At 72.9% G+C, this 20,689-nt stretch carries 23 protein-coding genes; 11 read left to right on the top strand and 12 right to left on the bottom strand.

Going from position 1 to position 20,689, the window contains the following annotated elements:
• Positions 1-69 precede the first annotated feature (69 nt).
• Both AC1DW8_RS21635 and AC1DW8_RS21630 read left to right on the top strand, forming a co-directional pair.
• The gene (locus AC1DW8_RS21635) at positions 70-1,362 is read left to right on the top strand and encodes an APC family permease (protein ID WP_478095828.1); all 1,293 of its coding nucleotides are present in this window, start codon (positions 70-72) and stop codon (positions 1,360-1,362) included.
• Between the two features lie 68 nt (positions 1,363-1,430).
• A complete protein-coding gene (locus AC1DW8_RS21630; protein WP_056778901.1) occupies positions 1,431-3,350 on the top strand; it encodes an APC family permease in 1,920 nt (639 codons plus the stop codon).
• 18 nt (positions 3,351-3,368) lie between these two features.
• Here the strand turns inward: AC1DW8_RS21630 and AC1DW8_RS21625 are convergent, their stop codons facing one another.
• Positions 3,369-3,902, bottom strand: a complete 534-nt coding sequence (locus tag AC1DW8_RS21625) for a GNAT family N-acetyltransferase (RefSeq protein WP_478095844.1) — start codon at positions 3,900-3,902, stop codon at positions 3,369-3,371.
• 294 nt (positions 3,903-4,196) lie between these two features.
• On the opposite strand from AC1DW8_RS21625, the gene AC1DW8_RS21620 reads away from it, so the two are divergent.
• From AC1DW8_RS21620 to AC1DW8_RS21610, 3 genes are all read left to right on the top strand, one after another.
• Positions 4,197-5,705, top strand: a complete 1,509-nt coding sequence (locus tag AC1DW8_RS21620) for a helix-turn-helix domain-containing protein (RefSeq protein WP_082619953.1) — start codon at positions 4,197-4,199, stop codon at positions 5,703-5,705.
• Between the two features lie 128 nt (positions 5,706-5,833).
• Positions 5,834-6,262 (top strand): YciI family protein, encoded by a 429-nt coding sequence (locus AC1DW8_RS21615; protein WP_442297742.1) that lies wholly within the window; start codon positions 5,834-5,836, stop codon positions 6,260-6,262.
• Complete coding sequence (locus AC1DW8_RS21610; RefSeq protein ID WP_478095827.1) at positions 6,263-7,516, top strand: DUF6596 domain-containing protein; 1,254 nt, start codon at positions 6,263-6,265, stop codon at positions 7,514-7,516. It begins immediately after the preceding gene.
• Here AC1DW8_RS21610 and AC1DW8_RS21605 read toward each other — a convergent pair.
• Entirely contained in the window at positions 7,503-8,045 is a 543-nt protein-coding gene (locus AC1DW8_RS21605) for a DinB family protein (RefSeq protein ID WP_056778911.1), read from the bottom strand. The genes AC1DW8_RS21610 and AC1DW8_RS21605 overlap by 14 nt on opposite strands.
• Before the next feature lie 71 nt (positions 8,046-8,116).
• On the opposite strand from AC1DW8_RS21605, the gene AC1DW8_RS21600 reads away from it, so the two are divergent.
• The 3 genes from AC1DW8_RS21600 to AC1DW8_RS21590 are packed head-to-tail and all read left to right on the top strand — an operon-like array spanning position 8,117 to position 11,518.
• Positions 8,117-8,743: a LysE family translocator gene (locus AC1DW8_RS21600; protein WP_056827391.1), complete on the top strand. Its 627-nt coding sequence runs from the start codon at positions 8,117-8,119 to the stop codon at positions 8,741-8,743.
• Between the two features lie 46 nt (positions 8,744-8,789).
• Entirely contained in the window at positions 8,790-10,241 is a 1,452-nt protein-coding gene (locus AC1DW8_RS21595) for an FAD-binding oxidoreductase (protein WP_478095826.1), read from the top strand.
• A complete protein-coding gene (locus AC1DW8_RS21590; protein ID WP_478095825.1) occupies positions 10,238-11,518 on the top strand; it encodes a class I SAM-dependent methyltransferase in 1,281 nt (426 codons plus the stop codon). Before AC1DW8_RS21595 ends, AC1DW8_RS21590 begins: the two co-directional genes overlap by 4 nt.
• Before the next feature lie 9 nt (positions 11,519-11,527).
• Here the strand turns inward: AC1DW8_RS21590 and AC1DW8_RS21585 are convergent, their stop codons facing one another.
• Complete coding sequence (locus AC1DW8_RS21585; protein WP_056778926.1) at positions 11,528-12,067, bottom strand: hemerythrin domain-containing protein; 540 nt, start codon at positions 12,065-12,067, stop codon at positions 11,528-11,530.
• Between the two features lie 106 nt (positions 12,068-12,173).
• Here AC1DW8_RS21585 and AC1DW8_RS21580 point away from each other — a divergent pair, with 106 nt between their 5' ends.
• Positions 12,174-13,814 (top strand): FAD-dependent oxidoreductase, encoded by a 1,641-nt coding sequence (locus tag AC1DW8_RS21580; RefSeq protein ID WP_478095824.1) that lies wholly within the window; start codon positions 12,174-12,176, stop codon positions 13,812-13,814.
• A 2-nt stretch (positions 13,815-13,816) separates the two neighbouring features.
• Here the strand turns inward: AC1DW8_RS21580 and AC1DW8_RS21575 are convergent, their stop codons facing one another.
• The 3 genes from AC1DW8_RS21575 to AC1DW8_RS21565 form a co-directional block, all read right to left on the bottom strand.
• Positions 13,817-14,077, bottom strand: coding sequence for a metal-sensitive transcriptional regulator (locus tag AC1DW8_RS21575; protein ID WP_020141925.1), 261 nt, complete (start codon positions 14,075-14,077; stop codon positions 13,817-13,819).
• 80 nt (positions 14,078-14,157) lie between these two features.
• Positions 14,158-14,493, bottom strand: coding sequence for a YnfA family protein (locus AC1DW8_RS21570; RefSeq protein ID WP_056778930.1), 336 nt, complete (start codon positions 14,491-14,493; stop codon positions 14,158-14,160).
• A gap of 2 nt (positions 14,494-14,495) precedes the next feature.
• Positions 14,496-14,894: a VOC family protein gene (locus AC1DW8_RS21565; protein WP_056827395.1), complete on the bottom strand. Its 399-nt coding sequence runs from the start codon at positions 14,892-14,894 to the stop codon at positions 14,496-14,498.
• Between the two features lie 133 nt (positions 14,895-15,027).
• Here AC1DW8_RS21565 and AC1DW8_RS21560 point away from each other — a divergent pair, with 133 nt between their 5' ends.
• Positions 15,028-15,249, top strand: coding sequence for a helix-turn-helix domain-containing protein (locus AC1DW8_RS21560; protein ID WP_056779684.1), 222 nt, complete (start codon positions 15,028-15,030; stop codon positions 15,247-15,249).
• Positions 15,250-15,259: 10 nt separating this feature from the next.
• Here the strand turns inward: AC1DW8_RS21560 and AC1DW8_RS21555 are convergent, their stop codons facing one another.
• Complete coding sequence (locus tag AC1DW8_RS21555; RefSeq protein ID WP_056778939.1) at positions 15,260-15,880, bottom strand: class I SAM-dependent methyltransferase; 621 nt, start codon at positions 15,878-15,880, stop codon at positions 15,260-15,262.
• A 135-nt stretch (positions 15,881-16,015) separates the two neighbouring features.
• Here AC1DW8_RS21555 and AC1DW8_RS21550 point away from each other — a divergent pair, with 135 nt between their 5' ends.
• On the top strand, positions 16,016-16,537 hold the full coding sequence (locus AC1DW8_RS21550) for a flavodoxin/nitric oxide synthase (protein WP_235508798.1): 522 nt from the start codon (positions 16,016-16,018) through the stop codon (positions 16,535-16,537).
• 15 nt (positions 16,538-16,552) lie between these two features.
• Here the strand turns inward: AC1DW8_RS21550 and AC1DW8_RS21545 are convergent, their stop codons facing one another.
• The 5 genes from AC1DW8_RS21545 to AC1DW8_RS21525 all read right to left on the bottom strand — a co-directional run bounded on the left by AC1DW8_RS21545 (position 16,553) and on the right by AC1DW8_RS21525 (position 20,686).
• Complete coding sequence (locus AC1DW8_RS21545) at positions 16,553-17,494, bottom strand: alpha/beta fold hydrolase (protein WP_056827397.1); 942 nt, start codon at positions 17,492-17,494, stop codon at positions 16,553-16,555.
• Positions 17,495-17,503: 9 nt separating this feature from the next.
• Positions 17,504-18,757 carry an RNA polymerase sigma factor gene (locus AC1DW8_RS21540; RefSeq protein ID WP_478095823.1) on the bottom strand — a complete coding sequence of 418 codons (1,254 nt, stop codon included), beginning with the start codon at positions 18,755-18,757 and terminating at the stop codon, positions 17,504-17,506.
• A 13-nt stretch (positions 18,758-18,770) separates the two neighbouring features.
• Positions 18,771-19,154, bottom strand: coding sequence for a YciI family protein (locus AC1DW8_RS21535; protein ID WP_056778950.1), 384 nt, complete (start codon positions 19,152-19,154; stop codon positions 18,771-18,773).
• A gap of 116 nt (positions 19,155-19,270) precedes the next feature.
• Positions 19,271-19,642, bottom strand: a complete 372-nt coding sequence (locus AC1DW8_RS21530) for a VOC family protein (protein WP_478095822.1) — start codon at positions 19,640-19,642, stop codon at positions 19,271-19,273.
• A 33-nt stretch (positions 19,643-19,675) separates the two neighbouring features.
• Positions 19,676-20,686 (bottom strand): sugar phosphate isomerase/epimerase family protein, encoded by a 1,011-nt coding sequence (locus tag AC1DW8_RS21525; RefSeq protein ID WP_056827400.1) that lies wholly within the window; start codon positions 20,684-20,686, stop codon positions 19,676-19,678.
• Between the last annotated feature and the right edge of the window lie 3 nt (positions 20,687-20,689).

Here is a 20,689-nt window from a genome sequence, read left to right as displayed (position 1 = left end):
GGATTGGCCCAAACAGTCTGGCAAGAAGTGGCGCTTCTGACCGGTCCACTTGGGCGGGAGTCTGGAGCCATGGCGACGACCGCACGCATCCCCGGTGCCACCTCGACCCCCGGCCACTCCACGACCGGGGGCACGCTCACCGTCGCACAGGGGGCTGCCCTGTCGGTGGGCGCCGTGCTCGGCACCGGCGTCATCACGCTGCCCGCCCTCGCCGCCGAGGTCGCCGGCCCCGCCTCGCTGCTCGCGTGGGCGGCGCTCGTGCTCCTCTCGGTGCCGCTCGCGAGCACGTTCGCCGCACTGGGCGCCCGGCACCCGGACGGCGGTGGCGTGTCGACGTACGTCCGTCGGGCCTTCGGGGACCGCGCGGCGGGCGCGGTCGGCTGGTGCTTCTACTTCGCCGTGCCCGTCGGGGCCCCACCCGCCTCGATGATGGCCGGCGGCTACGTCGCCGACGTCGTGGGCGGCGGACGCACGACGACCGTCGTCGTCGCGGCGGCCCTCATCCTCGGCACCGGACTGATGAACCTCGCCGGCCTGCGCTTCTCGGGCCGCGTGCAGCTCGGCCTCGCGACCGTGCTCGCCCTGCTCATGACCGCGACGATGGCCGTCGCCCTGCCGCACGGGAGCACGGCGTCGCTGACCCCCTTCGCCCCGAACGGGTGGGCCGCCGTCGGCACCGCGGCTGCCGTGCTCGTCTGGGGCTTCGCGGGGTGGGAGGCCGTCGCCTCGCTCGCCGGGGACTACCGCGACCCGCGCCGCGACGTGCCGCGCGCGACGGGGATCGCCGTCGCGGTCGTCGGGGTGCTCTACCTCGGGCTCGCGACGACGAGCGTCCTCGTGCTGGGACCGGCGACGGGCCACAGCCAGGCGCCGCTCTCGGACCTCATGGCCATCGCCCTCGGCGAGCAGGCCCGCGTCGTGACCGCCGTCGTGGCGGTGCTGCTGACGGTCGGGGCGATGAACGCCTACTACGCCGGCGGCTCGCGGCTGGGCGCGGCGCTGGCCCGCGACGGGGCGCTGCCGCGATGGGTGGCGCGGGGCGGCGAGGCCGGACAGGTCCCACGCCGCAGCATCGCCCTCGTCACGGCCGGCTCGATGCTCTCGCTCGTCCTCGCGGTCGCGCTCGACCTCGGCCTCACCCCGCTCATGCTGCTCGCGACGGGCTGCTTCACGCTCGTCTACGTGCTCGGCACGGCCTCCGCCCTGCGCCTGCTGCCCCGCGGCACCCGCGGCTGGTGGACCGCGCTCGTCGCGCACGTGTCCGTCGTCGTCCTGCTCGTCGTCAACGGCGTCCATGCGTTGTGGGCCCTCGGGCTCGTCGTCCTCTCCCTCGCCTACCAGTCCCGGTCGCGCCGCCGGTAGGGCGCTCCCAGCGCCGACCCCTAGACTTCGCCGCCGTGATCACACAGCGCGCGGAGCGCACACCCCTGATGCGGTGGTTCCTCGACGCCGAGGAGGCCGACCCGGGCGGCTACTACGAGCGCGAGCGCGAGGCGACCGAGCAGCAGCATGTGCAGCCGTGGTGGCGCGTCATGTGCCTGACGGGTGTCGACTACTTCTCGACGCTGGGCTACCAGCCCGGCATCGCGGCCCTCGCGGCCGGCGCGCTGTCGCCCGTCGCGACGCTCGTCCTCGTGCTCATCACGCTCTTCGGTGCCCTCCCGATGTACCGCCGCGTCGCGGCCGAGAGCCCTCACGGCGACGGCAGTCTCTCGATGCTCGAGCGGCTGCTGTCCTACTGGCCGAGCAAGATCCTCGTGCTGTGCCTCATCGGCTTCGTCGCGACCGGCTTCATCATCACGATCACCCTGTCGGCGGCCGACGCGAGCGCCCACCTCATCGAGAACCCGTACCTCAAGAGCACCCTGACCGGCCACCAGGTCGGTGTGACGCTGACGCTGCTCGTCTTCCTCGCCGGCATCTTCCTCAAGGGCTTCAAGGAGGCCATCGGGATCGCCGTCGTCCTCGTCGTGGCCTACCTCGGCCTCAGCTTCGTCGTGCTCGTGCGCGGCGTCGTCGAGATCGGCGACCACCCGACGGCGTTCAGCGACTGGATCACGGCGATGACCTCGGCCCACTCGGCCCCGTTCGGGATCATCGGCGCGTCCCTGCTCGTCTTCCCGGCCCTGGCGCTCGGGCTCTCCGGCTTCGAGACGGGCGTCGTCGTCATGCCCCTCGTCAAGGGCGACCCGACCGACACGCCGGAGAAGCCCGAGGGCCGCATCCGCAACGCGCGCAAGCTGCTGACGACCGCCGCGCTCATCATGAGCGTCCTGCTCATCGGCTCCTCGCTCGTCACGACCCTGCTCATCCCGGCCGAGGCGTTCCAGCCGGGAGGGCCCGCCAACGGCCGCGCCCTGGCCTATCTCGCCCACGACCTGCTCGGTGAGGGCTTCGGCACGATATACGACATCTCGACGATCGGCATCCTGTGGTTCGCCGGCGCCTCAGCCATGGCGGGCCTGCTCAACATCGTCCCGCGCTACCTGCCGCGCTACGGCATGGCGCCGGACTGGGCCCGCTCGACGCGGCCACTCGTGCTGGTGCTGTCGTTCATCGCCGCCGTCGTGACCCTCGCCTTCGGGGCCAACGTCGACGAGCAGGCGGGGGCGTATGCCACCGGCGTGCTCGCGCTCATGACGTCAGCCGCGATCGCCGTGTTCCTCACCGAGCTGCGGCGCGGCCACCGCGCGGCAGCCGCCTTCTTCGCCGTCGTCAGCGCGATCTTCGTCTACACGATCACGATCACGATCGAGCAGCGCCCCGAGGGTCTCGTCATCGCCCTGATCTTCATCGCCCTCATCGTCGTCATCAGCGTCTGGTCGCGCATCGTGCGCTCGACCGAGCTGCGCGTGCAGCGGGTCGTCTACGACGACAGCGCGCGGGCGATCCTCGACGACGCCGCGCTCGGCCCCCAGCCGCTGCGTTTCATCGCCAACAAGATCAACGCCGGGGACCGCGACGAGTACCGCGCGAAGTCCCTCGACGTCCGCATGCACAACCACCTCAACGCCCGGCAGGGCGCGATCTTCCTCGAGGTGGAGATCAGCGACGCGAGCGACTTCGCGACCACCGTGCACGTCGGGTCCGCCGTCGTCGGCGGCCACTACATCCTGCGCGCGACCGGCCCGTCGGTGCCCAACGTCCTCGCTGCGGTCCTGCTCGACGTCCGCGACCGCGTCAGCAAGCCGCCCCACATCTACTTCGAGTGGAGCGAGAAGGCGCCGGGGCAGAACGTGCTGCGCTTCCTGCTCGCCGGCGAGGGCGACATCCCGCCCCTGACGCACGAGATCATCCGGCGGGCCGAGCCCGACGCCGACCGTCGTCCGCAGGTGCACGTCGGCGGCTGAGCCGGCCGGACGGCATACTCAGGCGCGGTTGGCCCAGCGCTCCGGGGTGGTGCGGTAGACGCGCGACTCGTCCGCGTACCACTTCTCCATGACCCCGAGGTCGTCGAGGCCGAGGCGGCGGCACACGGCCTGCGAGGGCTCGTTCGTCGTGTGGGTCAGGGCATAGACCTCGGGCAAGCCGCCGTCGAAACCGTGTTGGATCACCGCAGTCGCCGCCTCCGTCGCGTAGCCGTGGCCCCACGAGTCGGGGTGCAGGTGCCAGCCCACCTCGACCTCGCCGTCGTCGGCGTCCGGCAGGGTCAGCAGGATGACGGAGCCGGCGACGACCCCGGTCTCACGGACCTCGACGGCCCAGAAGCCGAGCGGCGGCGCCTCGCTGCGCTCGAGGTAGCGGTCGATGCGGGCGTGCGCCTCGTCGAGGTCCTTCATGAGGACCGGCTCGCCGTCGCCGAGCCACTTCACGACCTCGATGCGGCTCTGGATGTCGAGCAGCCGCTCGGCCTCGTCGTGCGACCAGGGACGGATGGTGAGGCGGGCGGTCTCGAGGTGCATGGGCGACACGCTCGCACCTACCCGCCCCGCCCGTCCACGCCATTCCCCCGCCCGGTCCGAGTCGACGCTTCCACGGCCACCGTGGGTGCCCCCTGTGCATTGGGTCATCACGTGACTCAGACGGCCGCGCCGGGCGGTTGAGTCACCGGGCAACCCAACGCACAGCGTCCGTGACGGCACTGCGGCCCGGTGGCCCCGTGGCGGTCGTCCACACCCTCCGGGCCGGGCGACCGCTCGTCCACAGTGCCGAGCTCAGCGCCGACGGCGCGGGTGCGGAGCGGGGACCGTGGACCGATGACCGTCCCCCTCGGCCACGGCCCCGATGCGTTCGGCAACGCGCTGCGGCACGTGCGCCGGACCTACCTGCTGAGCCAGCGCGCCCTCGCGGAGCGGCTCGACGTCCCGCACAGCCGCATCTCCCGGCTCGAGAGCGGCCACCACAGCATCACGCTCGAGTCCGCGATCTCGCTCTACCGCGCACTCGGCTTCGGCGTCGGCCTGACTCACCTGTTCCCGTGTCCGCAGAGTGACGACGTGAGGCCGCGATGCCACGACTGGGAGGACGACGGCGCGGTCGGGCTCGTCGACGCGGCCAGGCGCGCGTTCCCGGCACATGGGGCCGTGTGGACGCAGGCGCCGACGTGGTGGGGTGTGCGGCACGGGTGGGGCGCCTCGGAGCGCGAGGACCTCTGGTGGTTCCACGACTACCGGTCGCCGCCGGTCCTGCGAGCACGGCAGGATGGCGGCATGTCCGACAGCGATGGAGCAGGCGCGACCGACGGGGCGAGCACCCCGCCCACCGAGCCCGTCGAGCCCCCAGAGACCAGCGAGGTGGCGCAGGCGTACGCCGCGGTCCGCCCCGAGGTCGAGGCCGCGACGGCGCTCTTCGTCGAGATGGTCACCGGCCTCCTCGACGAGGCGGGCATCAACTACCTCAGCGTGAGCGGCCGCACGAAGTCCGTGGCGTCCTTCGCCGCCAAGGCCGAGCGACGCCGTGACGGCGAGCTGCTCTTCCCCGACCCGCTCGCCGACATCACCGACCAGATCGGCGTGCGCGTCATCACCTACGTCCACGACGACGTCGCCGCCGTGGCCGAGCTGCTGGCCGAGGAGCTCGCCGTCCTCGACGACCGCGACATGGGCCTCGAGACCGCACGATCGGGACGCTTCGGCTACGCGAGCCGGCACCTGCTCGTGGCCGTCGACGCGAGCCGCACCGTCCCGACGGCCTACGAGGCGCTCCGCCGACGCAGCGCGTCCGTGCAGATCCGGACGGTGCTCCAGCACGCGTGGGCCGAGTTCGAGCACGACATCCGCTACAAGGGCACCGTCCCCGAGGAGCACGCGCACGACCTCGACCGCCGCTTCACCCTGGCCGCCGGGCTCATCGAGCTCGCCGACCGCGAGTTCTCGGCCATCCGCGACCGGCTCCAGATGGCCCTGCCGGCGAGTCCGCCCGACGCGGTCGCGCAGGACTCCCGCATCAGCACGCAGGACCTCGCGAAGTTCCTCGCCGCGAAGTACGCCGACGCCGGCTGGTCGCGCACCGACCACTACACGTGGGTGTCGGGCCTGCTGCTCGAGCTCGGCATCACGTCGGTCGACGCCCTTGCCGAGGTCATCGCCCCCGTCGACGGCACCGCCCTCATCGAGCGGATGGGCTACAAGTACCCGCCCGGCGCGGTGCGCCGACTCGACGACGCGCTGCTCGCGACCTTCGGCACGCGCTACCTCGACCTCGAGGGCAACGCCCACCGCCGGGCCTCGCTCGAGGGCCGCCTCGAGCGTCTCGGGGGGAGCTGACCGAACCGGCCCGAGATTCTCGGGACCGCGTGTCGATTCCCATCCGGCGAGTTCGTCAGGATGATGTGGCGAGAGTCGCCACCCGCGCAGATCTCACGGCTGCGCGCCTGTTCGAGAAGGAGCCGGCCATGGCCGACACATACGTCTACCTGATCCACGAGGGCGACTGGGACTCCGACGCCTACCTCGGTGGCGAGCCCACGACCGACGCCGGCCCCGCCGGCAAGGACCCCAGCGCCGCTGCGGCGTCCGACATGGACGCGTCGTTCCCCGAGCACAAGGCCTTCCAGCAGGCCGTCGCCGACCTCGGGGCCCGCATCATGGGTGGCGCCGCCCTGCAGAACTCCCGCTACGGCGGCACGGTGACTCCCGGCTCCGGAGACCGCGCCGTCGAGGACGCGGTCTACACCGACGGGCCCTTCACGGACACCTCGGAGGTCATCACGGGCTTCTACCTCGTCGAGACCGACGACGAGGACACGGCCCGCCGGATCGCCGCCCTCGTGCCGACCACCAGTCGGATCGAGTGGCGCAAGGTCTTCCCGACGGGGATGTGAGTGCCGCTCGGGACGGGTGAGTTCGAGGAGGCGTGGCCGCGCATCGTGCGCGCCCTCGCCTCCTTCACCGGGAGCCTCGACGACGCCGAGGAGTATGCCGCCGAGGCCGTCGCACGAGCCGCCGCGCACGAGCGCGCCGGCGGGGCGCCGATCGAGTCGTATGCCGCGTGGTGCACCTCGGTGGCCCGGCGCGCCTGGCTCGACGACGCCCGACGGCGGACGACGCTGCGCCGGCTCGCCCCCGAGCTCGCCCGTCCCGAGGCGGACCACGCCGCCATGGATGCCGACGACCTGTCCCTGCACGGACACGAGGGGCTCGACGACCGCCTCGCCCTGCTCTTCGTCGCGTGCGACGAGGCCATCTCACCCGCTTCCCGCATGGTCCTGGCCCTGCGCGTCGTCTGCGGCCTGACGATCCCTGAGATCGCGGGCCACCTCGGCGTGCAGGACACCGCGGCCGCAGCCCGGCTCACGCGCGCCAAGCGGGCCCTCGCCGAAGCCCGGGGCACCTTCCACGTGCCGGACGCCACCGAGCGCGGTCGGCGGCTTCCTGTCGTCATCGCCTGCGTCTCAGGCATGTTCACGGTCGCGCACCGGACGGTCCTCGACCCTGCCGATGCCCTGGCCGACACCGGGCGCCAGACGCTGTCCATCGCCGACGCCCTCGTCGCGGCCTACCCCGATGACACCGAGGTGCGCGGGCTGCGAGCCGTCATCCGGCTCGGCCTGGCCCGTCGGCCCGGCCGCGTCGACGACACCGGGACAGGGCTCGCGCTCGACGAGGTCGACCGCAGCCGGTGGGACGGCGCCCTGCTCCGGGCCGGGCTCGCCGACGCGACGGTCGCCGCGGCAGGAGACGGTCGCTTCGCCATCGAGGCGGCGATCGCCGGACTGCACTCGAGCGTGTCGTCGTTCGAGCGCACCGACTGGAGGCGCATCGTCCAGCTCTACGGCGCGCTCGAGCACCGGTGGCCCTCCCCTTCCGTCCGGGTCGCTCGACTCGTCGCCACGGCCCAGGGCATCCTCGCCGCCGACCCCGGTGGGTCCGTCGCCGAGGTGGAGGCCGAGCTGGCCGCGATCGAGGCCGGCTCACCGGCCTACGCCAGCCGCGACGCGAGCCTCGCCCTCGCCGACCTCGAGTGGCGCACGGGACGACGCGAGCACGCGGCGCAGCGCTACCGCGACCTCGCCGAGGTCATGCCGGCGGAGCCGCTCCGTCGCTTCTGCCTCCGGCGGGCCGTCACTCCCCGGTGACGCCGTCGACCGCCTCGCGGAGGAAGTCCGCGTGGCCGTTGTGGCGGGCGTACTCCTCGATCATGTGCAGCAGGATCCAGCGGAGGCTGAACGTCTGGTTCTCCTTGCGCGACAGCGTCGCCGAGCGGAACTCGAGCCCACCCGCGGCGAGCGCCGCGTCGATGTCGCGCCGGGCCTGCTCGACCGACTCGTCCATGATCCGGCGCAGCTCCTCGGGGCTGTCGTCGCGCGCCGACGTCATCTCCCAGTCGCGGTCGGCGTCCCAGTCCGCGCTCGCCCACGGCTCGGGCATCGGACGTCCGTGCAGCACCTCACCGAACCAGCTCGCCTCGTTGAGCGCGACGTGCTTGAGCAGGGCCCCGAGCGTCAGGGTCGACGGCGCGAGGGGCTGGGCGAGCTGCTCGGCCGTGAGGCCCTCGGTCTTCAGACGGAGGGTGTCGCGGTGGTAGTCGAGGAAGGCCACGAGGGTGGTGGCCTCGTCGGCCGCGAGGGGCGGGTCGGTGCGCTCGGTCCGAGCAGGTGTCGTCATCCCCCCGACGCTAGTGTCCGAGCCTCGAAAACCGCCTGCCCTTTGTCGGCCGCCGGGAGCACACTGGTCCGGTGCCGTCATCGAGCCAGTGGGTCGCGTTCCTCGTCGCGTCGATCCTCTTCATCCAGGTCCCGGGCCCCAGCCTGCTCTTCACCATCGGTCGTGCCCTGACCGTCGGGCGACGCGAGGCACTGCTCTCGGTCGTCGGCAACGCCGTCGGCGTCACGGCGCAGGCCGTCTTCGTCGCCGTCGGCCTCGGCGCGGTCGTCGCCGCGAGCATCACCGCGTACACCGTCATCAAGGTCGCGGGCGCCGCCTACGTCATCTACCTCGGCGTCCAGGCCATCCGCCACCGCCACGACGCCCGGGAGGCCATGGAGGCGCACGTGTCGGCGAAGCGCGGACACGCGCTGCGCATCGGTGCCGTCGTCGGCCTCACCAACCCGAAGACGATCCTCTTCTTCGTCGCCTTCCTCCCGCAGTTCGTCAACACCGGCGCGGGCCACGTGGGCGTCCAGATGGCCGTGCTCGGCGGGGTCTTCGGTCTCATGGCCATCTGCAGCGACAGCATGTGGGCGCTGCTCGCCGCGCGGGCCCGGGAGTGGTTCGCCCGCAAGCCCGCCCGGCTCGACACGCTCGGCGCCACCGGCGGGGTCATGATGGTCGGGCTCGGCGCCGCGATGCTCGCTCGCGAGTAGTCGCACATCCCGAGCGCACCCGATCCGGATCTGTTTGACTGACATGGTGGCAACCCCTCAGGTCACGTCTCCTGCGGATCGGCACGATCCCCTCCAGCGGGTCCGCGAGCACGAGCGTGCACTCGAACAGGTGGGGAGGGCGTATGCCGCCCTGCCGCCCGACCGGCCCGTCCGGCTCGCGAAGCGCACGTCCAACCTCTTCCGCGACCGCAGCGCCACCGACTCCCCCGGGCTCGACCTCTCGGCCATGACCGGCGTCGTCGAGGTCCGTCGCGGCGTCGACGGCGGTCCGGCGACCGCGCTCGTCGGGGGTCTGACGACGTACGAGCAGCTCGTCGACGAGCTCCTGCCACACGGCTTCGTGCCGCTCGTCGTGCCGCAGCTGCGCACCATCACGATCGGCGGGGCCGTCACGGGTCTCGGCATCGAGGCGGCGTCGTTCCGCAACGGCCTGCCGCACGAGTCGGTGCACGCGATGCGGATCCTCACCGGGGACGGCGCGGTCGTGACGGCGACGCCCGACGGCGACCACGCCGACCTCTTCCACACCTTCCCCAACTCCTACGGCTCGCTCGGCTACGCGCTCGACCTCGTCATCGAGCTCGAGCCCGCCCGGCCGTACGTCGCCCTGCGGCACGTGCGGTTCGACTCGGTGCGCGCACTCACCGACGCGGTCGACGTCGTGCTGTCGTCCCAGACGTGGGACGGCGACCGGGTCGACTTCGTCGACGGCGTCGTCTTCGGCGCCACCGAGGCCTACCTCTGCCTCGGACGCTGGACCGACCACCTCGAGGGCCAGGCCCGGCCGAGCGACTACACGGGCGAGCACGTCTTCTACCGCTCGATCCAGCAGCGGCGCACCGACGTGCTGACCGCCCACGACTACCTCTGGCGCTGGGACACCGACTGGTTCTGGTGCAGCCGGGCCTTCGGCGCCCAGGTCCCGGCGATCCGCCGGCTCTGGCCGCGGCACCTGCTGCGCAGCGACGTCTACTGGCGGATCGTCGCCTTCGAGAACCGGCACCGCGTCATGGGCCGGCTCGACCGGCTGCGCGGACTGCCCGACCGCGAGCGCGTCGTGCAGGACGTCGAGATCCCGCTCGCGCGCACGGCCGAGTTCGTCGACTGGTTCCTGCGCGAGGTGCCGATCGAACCGGTCTGGCTGTGCCCGATCCAGCTGCGCCCGGCTCCGGGCGCGGCCCCCGACGAGACGCCGTGGCCGCTCTACCCGATGCGCCGGGACGAGCGCTACGTCAACGTCGGCTTCTGGTCGACGGTCGCCATCGAGCCGGGCGCGGCCGACGGCGACGTCAACCGCCGCATCGAGGCCGAGGTGACCCGGCTCGGCGGCCACAAGTCGCTCTACTCCGACGCGTACTACGACGAGGGGACCTTCGCCGCCCTCTACGGCGGCACGGCATACGCCCCCGTCAAGCGCAGGTACGACCCGGGGGGACGGTTCCCGACGCTCTACGAGAAGGCGGTGCAGGCTCGATGACCTTGACAGTGGGACAGGCATTCGACCAGGTGTTCGGCCCCGGGGCCCCGGTGCGGGTCGTCGCGTGGGACGGCTCGGAGGGCGGCAGCCCCGACGGGCTCGTGCTGCGCCTGACCAACCCCGACGCGCTCAACCACCTCCTGACCGCGCCCGGCGAGCTCGGCCTCGCCCGCGCGTACCTGCTCGGTGACCTCGTCATCGACGGGATCGACGAGGCCGACCCCTACGACGTGCTGCGCGTCGTCGGCGACGGGCTCACCCCGCGCCGCCCCTCGCGGCACGAGGCGACGGAGCTGGCGCGCTTCGTCGCCCACCACCGGCCGCACGCCCCGACCCTGCCGCCGGAGGAGACGCCGGGGCAGCTGCGTCGGCTGGCACACGGGTTGCGGCACGCCCGGACACGCGACGCCGAAGCCATCAGCCACCACTACGACGTGTCGAACGCCTTCTACGAGAAGGTCCTCGGCCCCTCGATGACCTACACCTGCGCGTGCTTCCCCACCGACGAGGCCTCGCTCGAGGACGCCCAGGCGTACAAGTACGACCTCGTCGCCCGGAAGCTCGGCCTGCGGCCGGGCATGCGCCTGCTCGACGTCGGGTGCGGCTGGGGCGGCATGGTGCGCCACGCGGTGCGGCACTACGGCGTCACGGCGCTCGGGGTGACGCTCTCGCGCGAGCAGGCGACGTGGGCGCAGGCCGCGATCGAGGCCGAGGGCCTGGCCGATCGGGCCGAGGTCCGGCACGGCGACTACCGGGACGTCTCCGAGCGCGGCTTCGACGCGATCAGCTCGATCGGGCTGACCGAGCACATCGGGGTCGGCAACTACCCCGCCTACTTCCGCTTCCTGCGCGAGCGGCTGCGGGACGAGGGCCGCCTGCTCAACCACTGCATCACCCGCCCCGACAACCAGCACCCGGGACTGCCGCCCCGCGGCTTCATCAACCGCTACGTCTTCCCCGACGGCGAACTGACCGGCAGCGGCGACATCGTGCGGGTCATGGAGGACGAGGGCTTCGAGGTGCGCCACCACGAGAACCTCCGCGAGCACTACGCCCGCACGTGCGCGGCGTGGAACGCCAACCTCGCCAAGAGCTGGGAGGACTGCGTCGAGATCGCCGGTCTCGGCACCGCTCGGGTCTGGGGCCTCTACCTCGCGGGGTCGCGGCTGGCCTTCGAACGCAACGAGATCCAGCTGCACCAGGTGCTGGCCTCGCGCACGAGCACGGAGGGGATGTCGGGCTTCACGCTGCGGCCGCGGTTCGAGCCCAGCGCCTGACCGACAGCCCTAGCCCGAACCACCGAGGTCGACGTCGTAGGCCTCGTAGACGAGGTCGCCGCCCTTCTGGCGGTGGCGCACGAGCCGGCCGACGAGGACCGTCAGCTCCTCCCGGAAGACGGGCAGGTCGGCCATCGTGCCGCCGTGCTCGAGCACCGCGAGGTAGCCGTGCAGGGCCTCGCGCAGGTCGCGGTGCTCCTCGAGCAGCCGCTCGACGCGGACCGAGAGCCGCGGCGCGCTGCGCCGGGCCCGGTCGTAGATGCCGCCCGGGCTCTCGGTCAGCGCGACGTGGTCGTCGAAGTCGTGCGCCAGCTCGGCGAGGGCCGCCCGCACCCGCTCGCGCCACATCCCGCCGCGGGCGATCGGCGCCTCGAGCGCGAGGTCGACGGCGGCGACGGAGTCACGCAGCTCGGACCGGTGTCGCCGCACTCGTTCGAGATGGACGGCGAGGTCGGCGGCGGTCTCGACCCGACCACGATCGAAACCCTGCGCATCGAGCTGGCCCGCCGGGGCGAGGGGCGGGATGGCGGCATTCGGCTGGACGTTCATGGCGCGACCTCCGTGCCCTCCATGGTCGCGCCGCAGTGCCCGGTTCGTCCAGAGTCCAGCAGGCCACGATTCGAGATCGGATACCCCCTGGGGTATTATCAGGGGCATGGAACACATCATCATCGGCGGCGTCGCGGGCGGCATGAGTGCCGCCACGCGCCTGCGCCGGCTCGACGAGGACGCCCACATCACCGTCGTCGAGCGCAGCGGGCACGTGTCCTTCGCCAACTGCGGCCTGCCGTACCACGTCGGCGGCGTCATCGAGGACCGCGGGTCCCTGCTGCTCCAGACGCCGACGTCCCTCGGGCGCCGCTTCGGGCTCGACGTACGCGTCGGCACCGAGGCCGTGCAGATCGACCGCGAGCGCCGGATCGTCGTCGTGCGCGAGCTCGCCACCGACACCGTGTCCGAGCTGCCCTACGACCACGTGCTCCTCTCCCCCGGCGCGCGGCCGGTCCGGCCGCCGATCCCGGGCATCGAGCGCGCCCTCTCGCTGCGCGACATCGAGGACACCGACGCCCTCGTCGCGGCCAGCACTCCGGCCCGCACCGCCGCGATCATCGGCGGCGGATTCATCGGGCTGGAGCTCGCCGAGAACCTCACCCGCCGCGGCATCGCCGTCACGGTCGTCGAAGCCGCCGACCAGGTCATGACGCCACTCGACGCCGAGATGGTCGCCCCCGTCCACGACCACCTCCGCGCCTCCGGCGTGGTCCTGCGGCTCGGTGCATCCGTCACGGCCGTCGGACCCGACACGGTGACGCTCGCGACCGGCGAGCACGTCCCCGCCGACCTCGTCGTCTCGGCCGTCGGCGTCCGGCCCGACACGCGCCTGGCCGACGACGCCGGACTCGAGACGGGCCGCCTCGGCGGCATCCTCGTCGACAGCAGGTTCCGCACGAGCGACCCGCGGATCCTCGCCGTCGGTGATGCCGTCGAGAAGCGCGACGCCCTCGACGGGGAGCCCGTCCTCGTGCCGCTCGCCAACACCGCGAACCGACAGGGCCGCATGGCTGCCGACGTCATGGCCGGCCTCCCGGCCCACGACCGGCCCGTGCTCGGCACCGCGATCGTCGGCGTCTTCGGCCTGCAGGTCGCGACGACCGGCTGGAGCGAGAAGCGCCTCGTCGCCGCCGGGCGCCCGCACCGCGTCGTCCACACGCACCCGGCGTCGCACGCGACGTACTACCCCGGCGCCGAGGGGATGAGCCTCAAGCTCCTCGTCGACCGCGACACCGACGCGATCCTCGGCGCGCAGGGCGTCGGCCGCGAGGGCGTCGACAAGCGCATCGACGTCATCGCGACCGCCATGACCGGCGGTCTGACGGCGTCAGCCCTCGCCGACCTCGAGCTGGCCTACGCCCCTGCGTTCGCCTCGGCCAAGGACCCCGTCAACATGCTCGGCTACGTCGCCGACAACCTCCGCACGGGCGTCAGCCGCTCGGTCCAGTGGCACGAGCTGGCGGACGCCGTGGCGGACGGCGCGGTCCTCGTCGACGTGCGCACCCACGAGGAGCACGAGTCCGGGGCCATCCCGGGCGCGGTCCTCATCCCGGTCGACGAGCTCCGCGGACGCCTCGACGAGATCCCGCCCGGCCCGGTCGTCGTGCACTGCGCGGTCGGCCAGCGCGGCCACACCGCCGCCCGGGTGCTCGCGCACGCCGGTCGCGAGGTGCGCAACCTCGACGGCGGCTACCGCACCTGGCTCGCCGGCACGGGCCTCCGCCACCCGGTGCTGGCCCACTGACCTCAGGCCAGGGAGAGGAAGAGCTTCTCCATCTGGGCGACGTCCATCGTCTCGCCGTCCGGGTTGGTGATGCACTCGCGCAGGCCGGTGGCGATGACGGCGAAGCCGGCCCGGTCGAGCGCCTTGGAGACGGCGGCGAGCTGGGTGACGATGTCCTTGCAGTCGCGCCCCTCCTCGATCATCTTGACGATGCCGCCGATCTGGCCGCGGGCGCGGTTGAGGCGACGGATGACCGACTGCATCTCGTCGAGGTCGAGCTCCACGGCATCCTCCTGGGGTCGTTGCGGGAACGCCCCATGATACCCCCGGCCGTATGCCGTCACGAGCATCCAAGAGGCACCGCTCAGCCCGAACGGGGTGCGTACATGATGAGTGCGACGCCGACGAGGCACACGAGGGCGCCGGCGACGTCCCACCGGTCGGGTCGGAAGCCGTCGGCGACCATGCCCCACACGAGCGAGCCGACGACGAAGACGCCACCGTAGGCGGCGAGGATGCGCCCGAAGTTCGCGTCGGGCTGGAGCGTGGCGACGAAGCCGTAGAGGCCGAGAGCGACGACTCCCGCGCCGGCCCAGATCCAGCCCCGGTGCTCCCGCACCCCCTGCCAGATGAGCCAGGCGCCGCCGATCTCGGCGAAGGCGGCGAGCACGAAGAGCAGGATCGAGCGGGTGACGGTCATGCTCAGAGGTCCCCGGCCGCGCGCCGCTCGTCGTCGCTGCGCAGGATGCAGAACTCGTTGCCCTCCGGGTCGGACATGACGACCCAGCCACGACCGTCGTCCGTGCGGCAGTCCTGCACGACGGCCGCCCCCAGCCCCGTGACGCGCTCGACCTCCTCGTCCCGCGGTCGGTCGGTGGGGCGCAGGTCGAGGTGGACGCGGTTGCGCACCTGCTTGGCGTCCTCCACCTCGATGAAGAGCAGCCGGTGCGACTCGTCGGGCGAGAAGATCATGCACTCCTCGTGCCCCGGCTCATTGGGGTCGGCGGGGTCCTCGTGGTAGCCGAGGAGGTCGGCCCACCACACGGACTGCGCGTGCGCGTCGAGGGCGTTGACGGTCGTGTGCGAGAGCTCGAGTGCCATGCCGCCATCCTGCTGGGCGCGCACCGGTCGGGCCACTCCTGCGCAGGCGGCCCCCCGTCAACATTGGTTGACGGACCCGGCCACGCGACCTACGCTGTCAACAGAAGTTGACACGGCACGGGAGGTGACCGCGATGACGAAGGAGGTCGACGACATGCTCCAGCTGGCTCGGGCCACCGGTGACGACGACCCGCGCGCCGCCCTCGCCGCGGCGCGCGAGCTGCGGCGCACCGCCGACCGCACCGAGGCCGCCGTGGTCCGGCGCGCCCGCAACCAGGGCCTGGCCTGGGCCGAGATCGCCGAGCAGCTCGGCGTCAGCCGCCAGGCCGTCCACCAGAAGTACGGCAAGCGCTAGGGCAGGGCGCTCAGCCCTCGCGGTGCAGCACGACCACGGTGTCGAGCGCGACGCGCTCACCGTCGTCGGTCGCGACCGGACGCTCCCGGATGCCCGACTGCAGGGCCGCGACCGGAAGCCCCTCGGCCCGGTCGAGCACCTCCTCGGGGTCGTAGAGCACGGCGCGGTCGCTCGGGCCGCCCCAGCCCTCGGCGAGGTTGCGACCGGCGTGGCCGACGACGACGACCAGGCCGCCCGGGCGCACCGCCTCGACGGCCGAGCGCAGCGCCTGCCGCCACTGCTCGGCCGGCAGCTGGAGGTAGCAGAGCAACGCGAGGTCGTAGGCGGCCGGGCCGCCGGGCGTCGACAGCGTCGCGTCGGCGACGACCGCGGTCAGCCGGCCTAGGTCGTCGCCGAGACGGTCGGCCGCGAGCGACCGCATCCGCTCCACGGCCACCGGCGAGTAGTCCGACGCCGTGACCACCCAGCCCTGCTCGACCATCCAGATCGCGTTGCGCCCCTCGCCCGCGGCGAGGTCGACCGCGTGACCCGGCGTCAGCGGGCCGATGATCTCGGCGACGAAGCGGTTCGGCTCGGCCGACCACACGAGGTCGTGGGCGGCATACCGCTCGTCCCAGTCCTTGGCGTCCACGGTGACTCTCCTCGTCGTCGGCTGGCGACCCGGTGGAGGCCGCGAATCCCATTGTGTCGCGGCACGTCTCGTGCGTCACGATTCGGACGCGCCCACGCACGCCGCGCGTAGCGTGGATGGCGGAAGGGATCCATGATGAACGTCCTCATCGTCCACGAGTCCATGTTCGGCAACACCCGCGAGATCGCCTCGGCCATCGCCGACGGGCTGCGCCGTGGCAGACCGGTCGAGGACGGTGACGTCCGGCTCGTCCACGTCGACGACGCCCCGACCGTCATCCCCGACGACGTCGACCTGCTGCTCGTCGGCGGACCCACGCACGCCCTCGGCATGACCCGCCCGAAGACGCGCGAGGACGCGACGACGAAGGGCGGCACCGCCGCACACGAGGGCGTCCGCGAGTGGATCGAGTCCGTGACACCGCGGCCCGAGCTCCCCGTCGTCACCTTCGACACGCGCGTGCACGTCAAGATGCTGCCGGGGTCGGCCGCGAGCGCCGCGGCGAAGTCCTTGCGGCACCACGGATTCGGTCGCGCCGAGCGCGGCGAGACCTTCTGGGTCCAGGGCACCCCCGGACCCATCGAGGCGGGCGAGCTCGACCGCGCCCGCGAGTGGGGCACCGAGCTGGCCTCACGCGTCACCCACGGCGTCGCCTGACGCCGGCGGGTCCCTTCAGACGAGGGAGTCGAGCCAGGGCTCGAGGTGCCCGAGCACGTCATCGGGCGCCTCGAGCTGAGGCGTGTGGCCCATCCCGTCGAGCCAGGCCGTGCGCCAGGCCGGATTGAGCCGCGCGGCGCGGCGGGCGGCCGAGACGGGCACGAGGCGGTCGCTGGTGCCGTGGATGAGCAGCACCGGGCGGTCGAGGTCACGCATGATCCGGTCGTACTCGCGGCGCCCGCGGAGCACGCGCAGCAGCGACCGCGCGGCACCGAGGAACTCGCCCTCGGGGTCCGGGAGCGACCGGCGCCAGGCGGCGAGCTCGATCCCGGCCTCGACGACGTCGTCGTCGGCACGTGACGGGTCGGCGAAGCACAGTGCCACAGTGCCGAGCACGCGCTGCCGGTCCGAGACGCTCTTGTTGTAGCGGGTGAGCACGAGCTCGCCGACGCGCGGCACGGCGTACATCGCGAAGGTGGCGGCGACCTGGGGGTCGGGCCGCGCACCGGGGTTGGGCAGCGCGGGGTCGACGAGCGCGAGACCCACGACCTGCTCGGGGCGACGGTCGGCGAGCAGCAGGCTCACCATGCCGCCCATCGAGTTGCCGACGAGGACGACGGGGCGGCCGAGCACCTCGTGGACGAAGCGGCTGAGCAGGGCCGCGTTGTGGTTGACGCTCGTCGCACGACCGAGGGCCGGGCTCAGCCCGAAGCCCGGCAGGTCGATCGCGACGACCCGGCGACGGGCGGCGAGCGCCGGGGCGATGCCGACCCAGTTGAGGTGCGAACCGCCCAGACCGTGGACGAGGACGACCGGCGGCGCCTCGGGCACCTCCGGATCCGCGTCGGGGCCGCCGAAGTCGACCCAGTGGACGGGGCCGTCGAGGTCGATGGTGCGGCCGACCCCTCCCCACGGGGACGCGATGTCGGTCGGAGCGGTGGACGGCGGGGTCGTCATGACCGCAGGTTACCGCCGGTCACCTGTCCGCGCCGCAGCTCCGGCAGCTCTGGCGGCACGGGCCAGCAAGTGGCGCGACTCGGGCCCGTTGTCGCTGAGCCCGGCGGCCCGGTCCCACTCGGCGGCCGACTCCGGCCACCGCGCGAGACGACCGAGCAGCTCGGCCCGCACGACGTGGAGGGCGACGTAGCCGTCGAGGTCCAGACGGTCGAGGAGGGCGAGCGCGGCCTGTGGACCGTCGAGCTCGGCGACGGCGACGGCCCGGTTGAGCCGCACGACGTCGGTCGGCGCGAGGCGCAGCAGGTGGTCGTAGAGCGCGACGACCTGGGACCAGTCGGTCTCCGCCGCGGTGCGGGCATCCGTGTGCACGGCGTTGATCGCGGCCTGGAGCTGGTACGGGCCGGGGGCGCCGCGCCGCAGGCACCGGTGCACCAGCGCCTGGCCCTCGTCGACGAGCGCGCGGTCCCAGCGGGAGCGGTCCTGCTCCGCCAGGACGACGAGCTCGCCCGCGGCGTCCGTGCGCGCCGGGCGCCGGGCCTCGGTCAGCAGCATGAGGGCCAGCAGGCCCGCGGCCTCCGGCTCGTCCGGCATCAGCTCGACGAGCAGCCGGGCCAGCCGGATCGCCTCGGCGGCGAGGTCCGGTCGGCCGAGGTCGGCGCCGGCGGTGGCCGTGTGACCCTCGGTGAAGACGAGGTAGAGCACGGCGAGGACCGAGGCGAGCCGGGCGGGCAGGTCCTCGTCGCGCGGCACCCGGTAGGGGATGCCGGCCGAGCGGATCTTGCTCTTGGCCCGGACGATCCGCTGGGCCATCGTCGACTCCGGCACGAGGAAGGCGTGCGCGATCTCGGGTGTCGTCAGGCCGCCCAGCAGCCGGAGCGTCAGCGCGATCTGGGCCTCCCGCGAGAGGGCGGGGTGGCAGCAGGTGAAGACCAGGCGCAGTCGTTCGTCCCTCACGGGTCCCTCCTCCGGGAGTCCAGAGCCGTCGTCCGGCGCGTGCAGGGCGAGCGCCTCCGTGTGGCGGGCCTCCCGCGTCGCCTCCCGGCGCAGCCGGTCGATGGCCCGGCGCCGCGCGGTCGTGATGATCCAGCCGGCGGGACTCGGCGGCATACCGTCGCGGGGCCAGCGCTCCACGGCCACGGTGAATGCGTCCTGGACGGCGTCCTCGGCGAGGTCGATGTCACCGAGCGCGCGGATGAGCACGGACACCGCGCGGCCGTGCTCGGCGCGGAAGACCCGCGCGATGTCCGCGCCCGAGACCGTCATGACGTGCGCGCCGTCACTGGTCGGTCGGCGCCTGGCCGGGGTCGCCGTCGCCCTGGAACGGGCGGACCTCGACGGGCAGGCCCGTGGCTCCGGCGATCCGCTCGGCCCAGCCGAGGACGACGTCGTAGTCGTCGGAGCGCAGGATCGTCAGGCCGCCCAGGTGCTCCTTCGCCTCGGCGAACGGCCCGTCGGTGAGGACGGCGTCGGCCACCCCGTCGCGCGGTCTGCGGATCGTCGTGGCGCTGGCCTGGTCGGCGAGGCCGCCGGCGAACACCCAACCCCCGGCCGCGCGGATGTCGGCGTTGACGACCTCGAGGTCGGCCATGACCGTCGTGAGGTCGAGGTCCTCCGGCGGCGGCCCGTCGGGCGAGAAGAGGCTGATGAGGTAGGTCTTCACGATGATCTCCTCCTGCCGGCGCTGCCGGCTGGTCGGTGGTGCACCCGGTGTGCACCCTGCACCACCTACACGAAAGGGGTCACCCGGAATCGACAGATCGCCCGGTCACGCGTCGGTCAGCCGCGCGGTCGCTGCTCGACGAGTCCGACGAGGTTGCCCTCGGAGTCGACGACGAACGCCATCCACTCGTCGGTGCCGGCCGGCCCCAGGATGTCGTCGTCGTGCCCGAAGATGACGTGCGGCTCGGCGCGCACCCCGACGCCGGCCGCTCGCAGACGCTCGACCGTGGCGTCGATGTCGTCGACCCGCAGGTAGTGCAGGGCGCTCGGCGCGCCCTGGTCGAGGAGCAGTCGCACGCCGCCGACGTCGAAGAAGACGAGCCCCGGAGGGTCGAACGTCGCGAGCGGTTCGGACCCGAGCAGGTCGCGGTAGAAGGCGGTGGCCCGGCCGAGGTCGTCGGCGTGCTGGGCGATCTGGACGAGTCCCATGCCCCGACGGTAGACCCGCGGGGGCCGCGTGCGTCAGTCCTTCGAGCTGCTGAAGGCCGCGTCGAAGGAGGCGGTCGGGCGCTCGAAGTTGAGGCCCCGGACGTACTCGAGTGCCCCGGGCGCACCGACGAGACGGTCCATGCCGGCGTCCTCCCACTCGATCGAGATCGGGCCGTCGTAGCCGATCGCGTTGAGCGTGCGGAAGCAGTCCTCCCACGGCACGTCGCCGTGACCCGTCGACACGAAGTCCCAGCCGCGGCGCGGGTCGCCCCACGGCAGGTGCGAGCCGAGACGACCGTTGCGGCCGTTGCCGATCCGCTTGCGGGTGTCCTTGCAGTCGACGTGGTAGATCCGGTCCTTGAAGTCCCAGATGAAGCCGGCCGGGTCGAGGTCCTGCCACACCATGTGGCTCGGGTCCCAGTTGAGGCCGAACGCCTCGCGGTGCCCGATCGCCTCGAGCGTCGCGACGGTGCTCCAGTAGTCGTAGGCGATCTCGCTCGGGTGCACCTCGTGGGCGAACCTCACTCCCACCTCGTCGAAGACGTCGAGGATCGGGTTCCAGCGGCGGGCGAAGTCGGCATAGCCCGCCTGGATGACGTCGTCACCCACGGGCGGGAACATCGCGACGTACTTCCAGATCGCCGACCCCGTGAAGCCGATGACGGTGTCGACGCCGAGCCGTGCCGCGGCGCGGGCCGTGTCGGCCATCCGCTCGGCCGCGCGCTGCCGCACGCCCTCGGGGTCGCCGTCGCCCCAGACGGCCGACGGCAGGATGTCCTGGTGCCGCTGGTCGATGGGGTCGTCGCAGACGGCCTGGCCGACGAGGTGGTTCGAGATGGCCCAGACCTTCAGGCCGTGGCGCTCGAGGATCTCGTGACGTGACTCGATGTAGCCGTCCTCGGAGAGGGCCCGGTCGACCTCGAAGTGGTCGCCCCAGCAGGCGATCTCGAGACCGTCGTAGCCCCACTCCCCCGCGAGGCGGCACACCTCCTCGAAGGGCAGGTCGGCCCACTGTCCGGTGAAGAGCGTGATCGGTCGGGCCATCGT

The organism is Terrabacter sp. P2_E3, from assembly GCF_056403915.1.
This window is presented reverse-complemented; position numbering and strand designations above follow the sequence as displayed.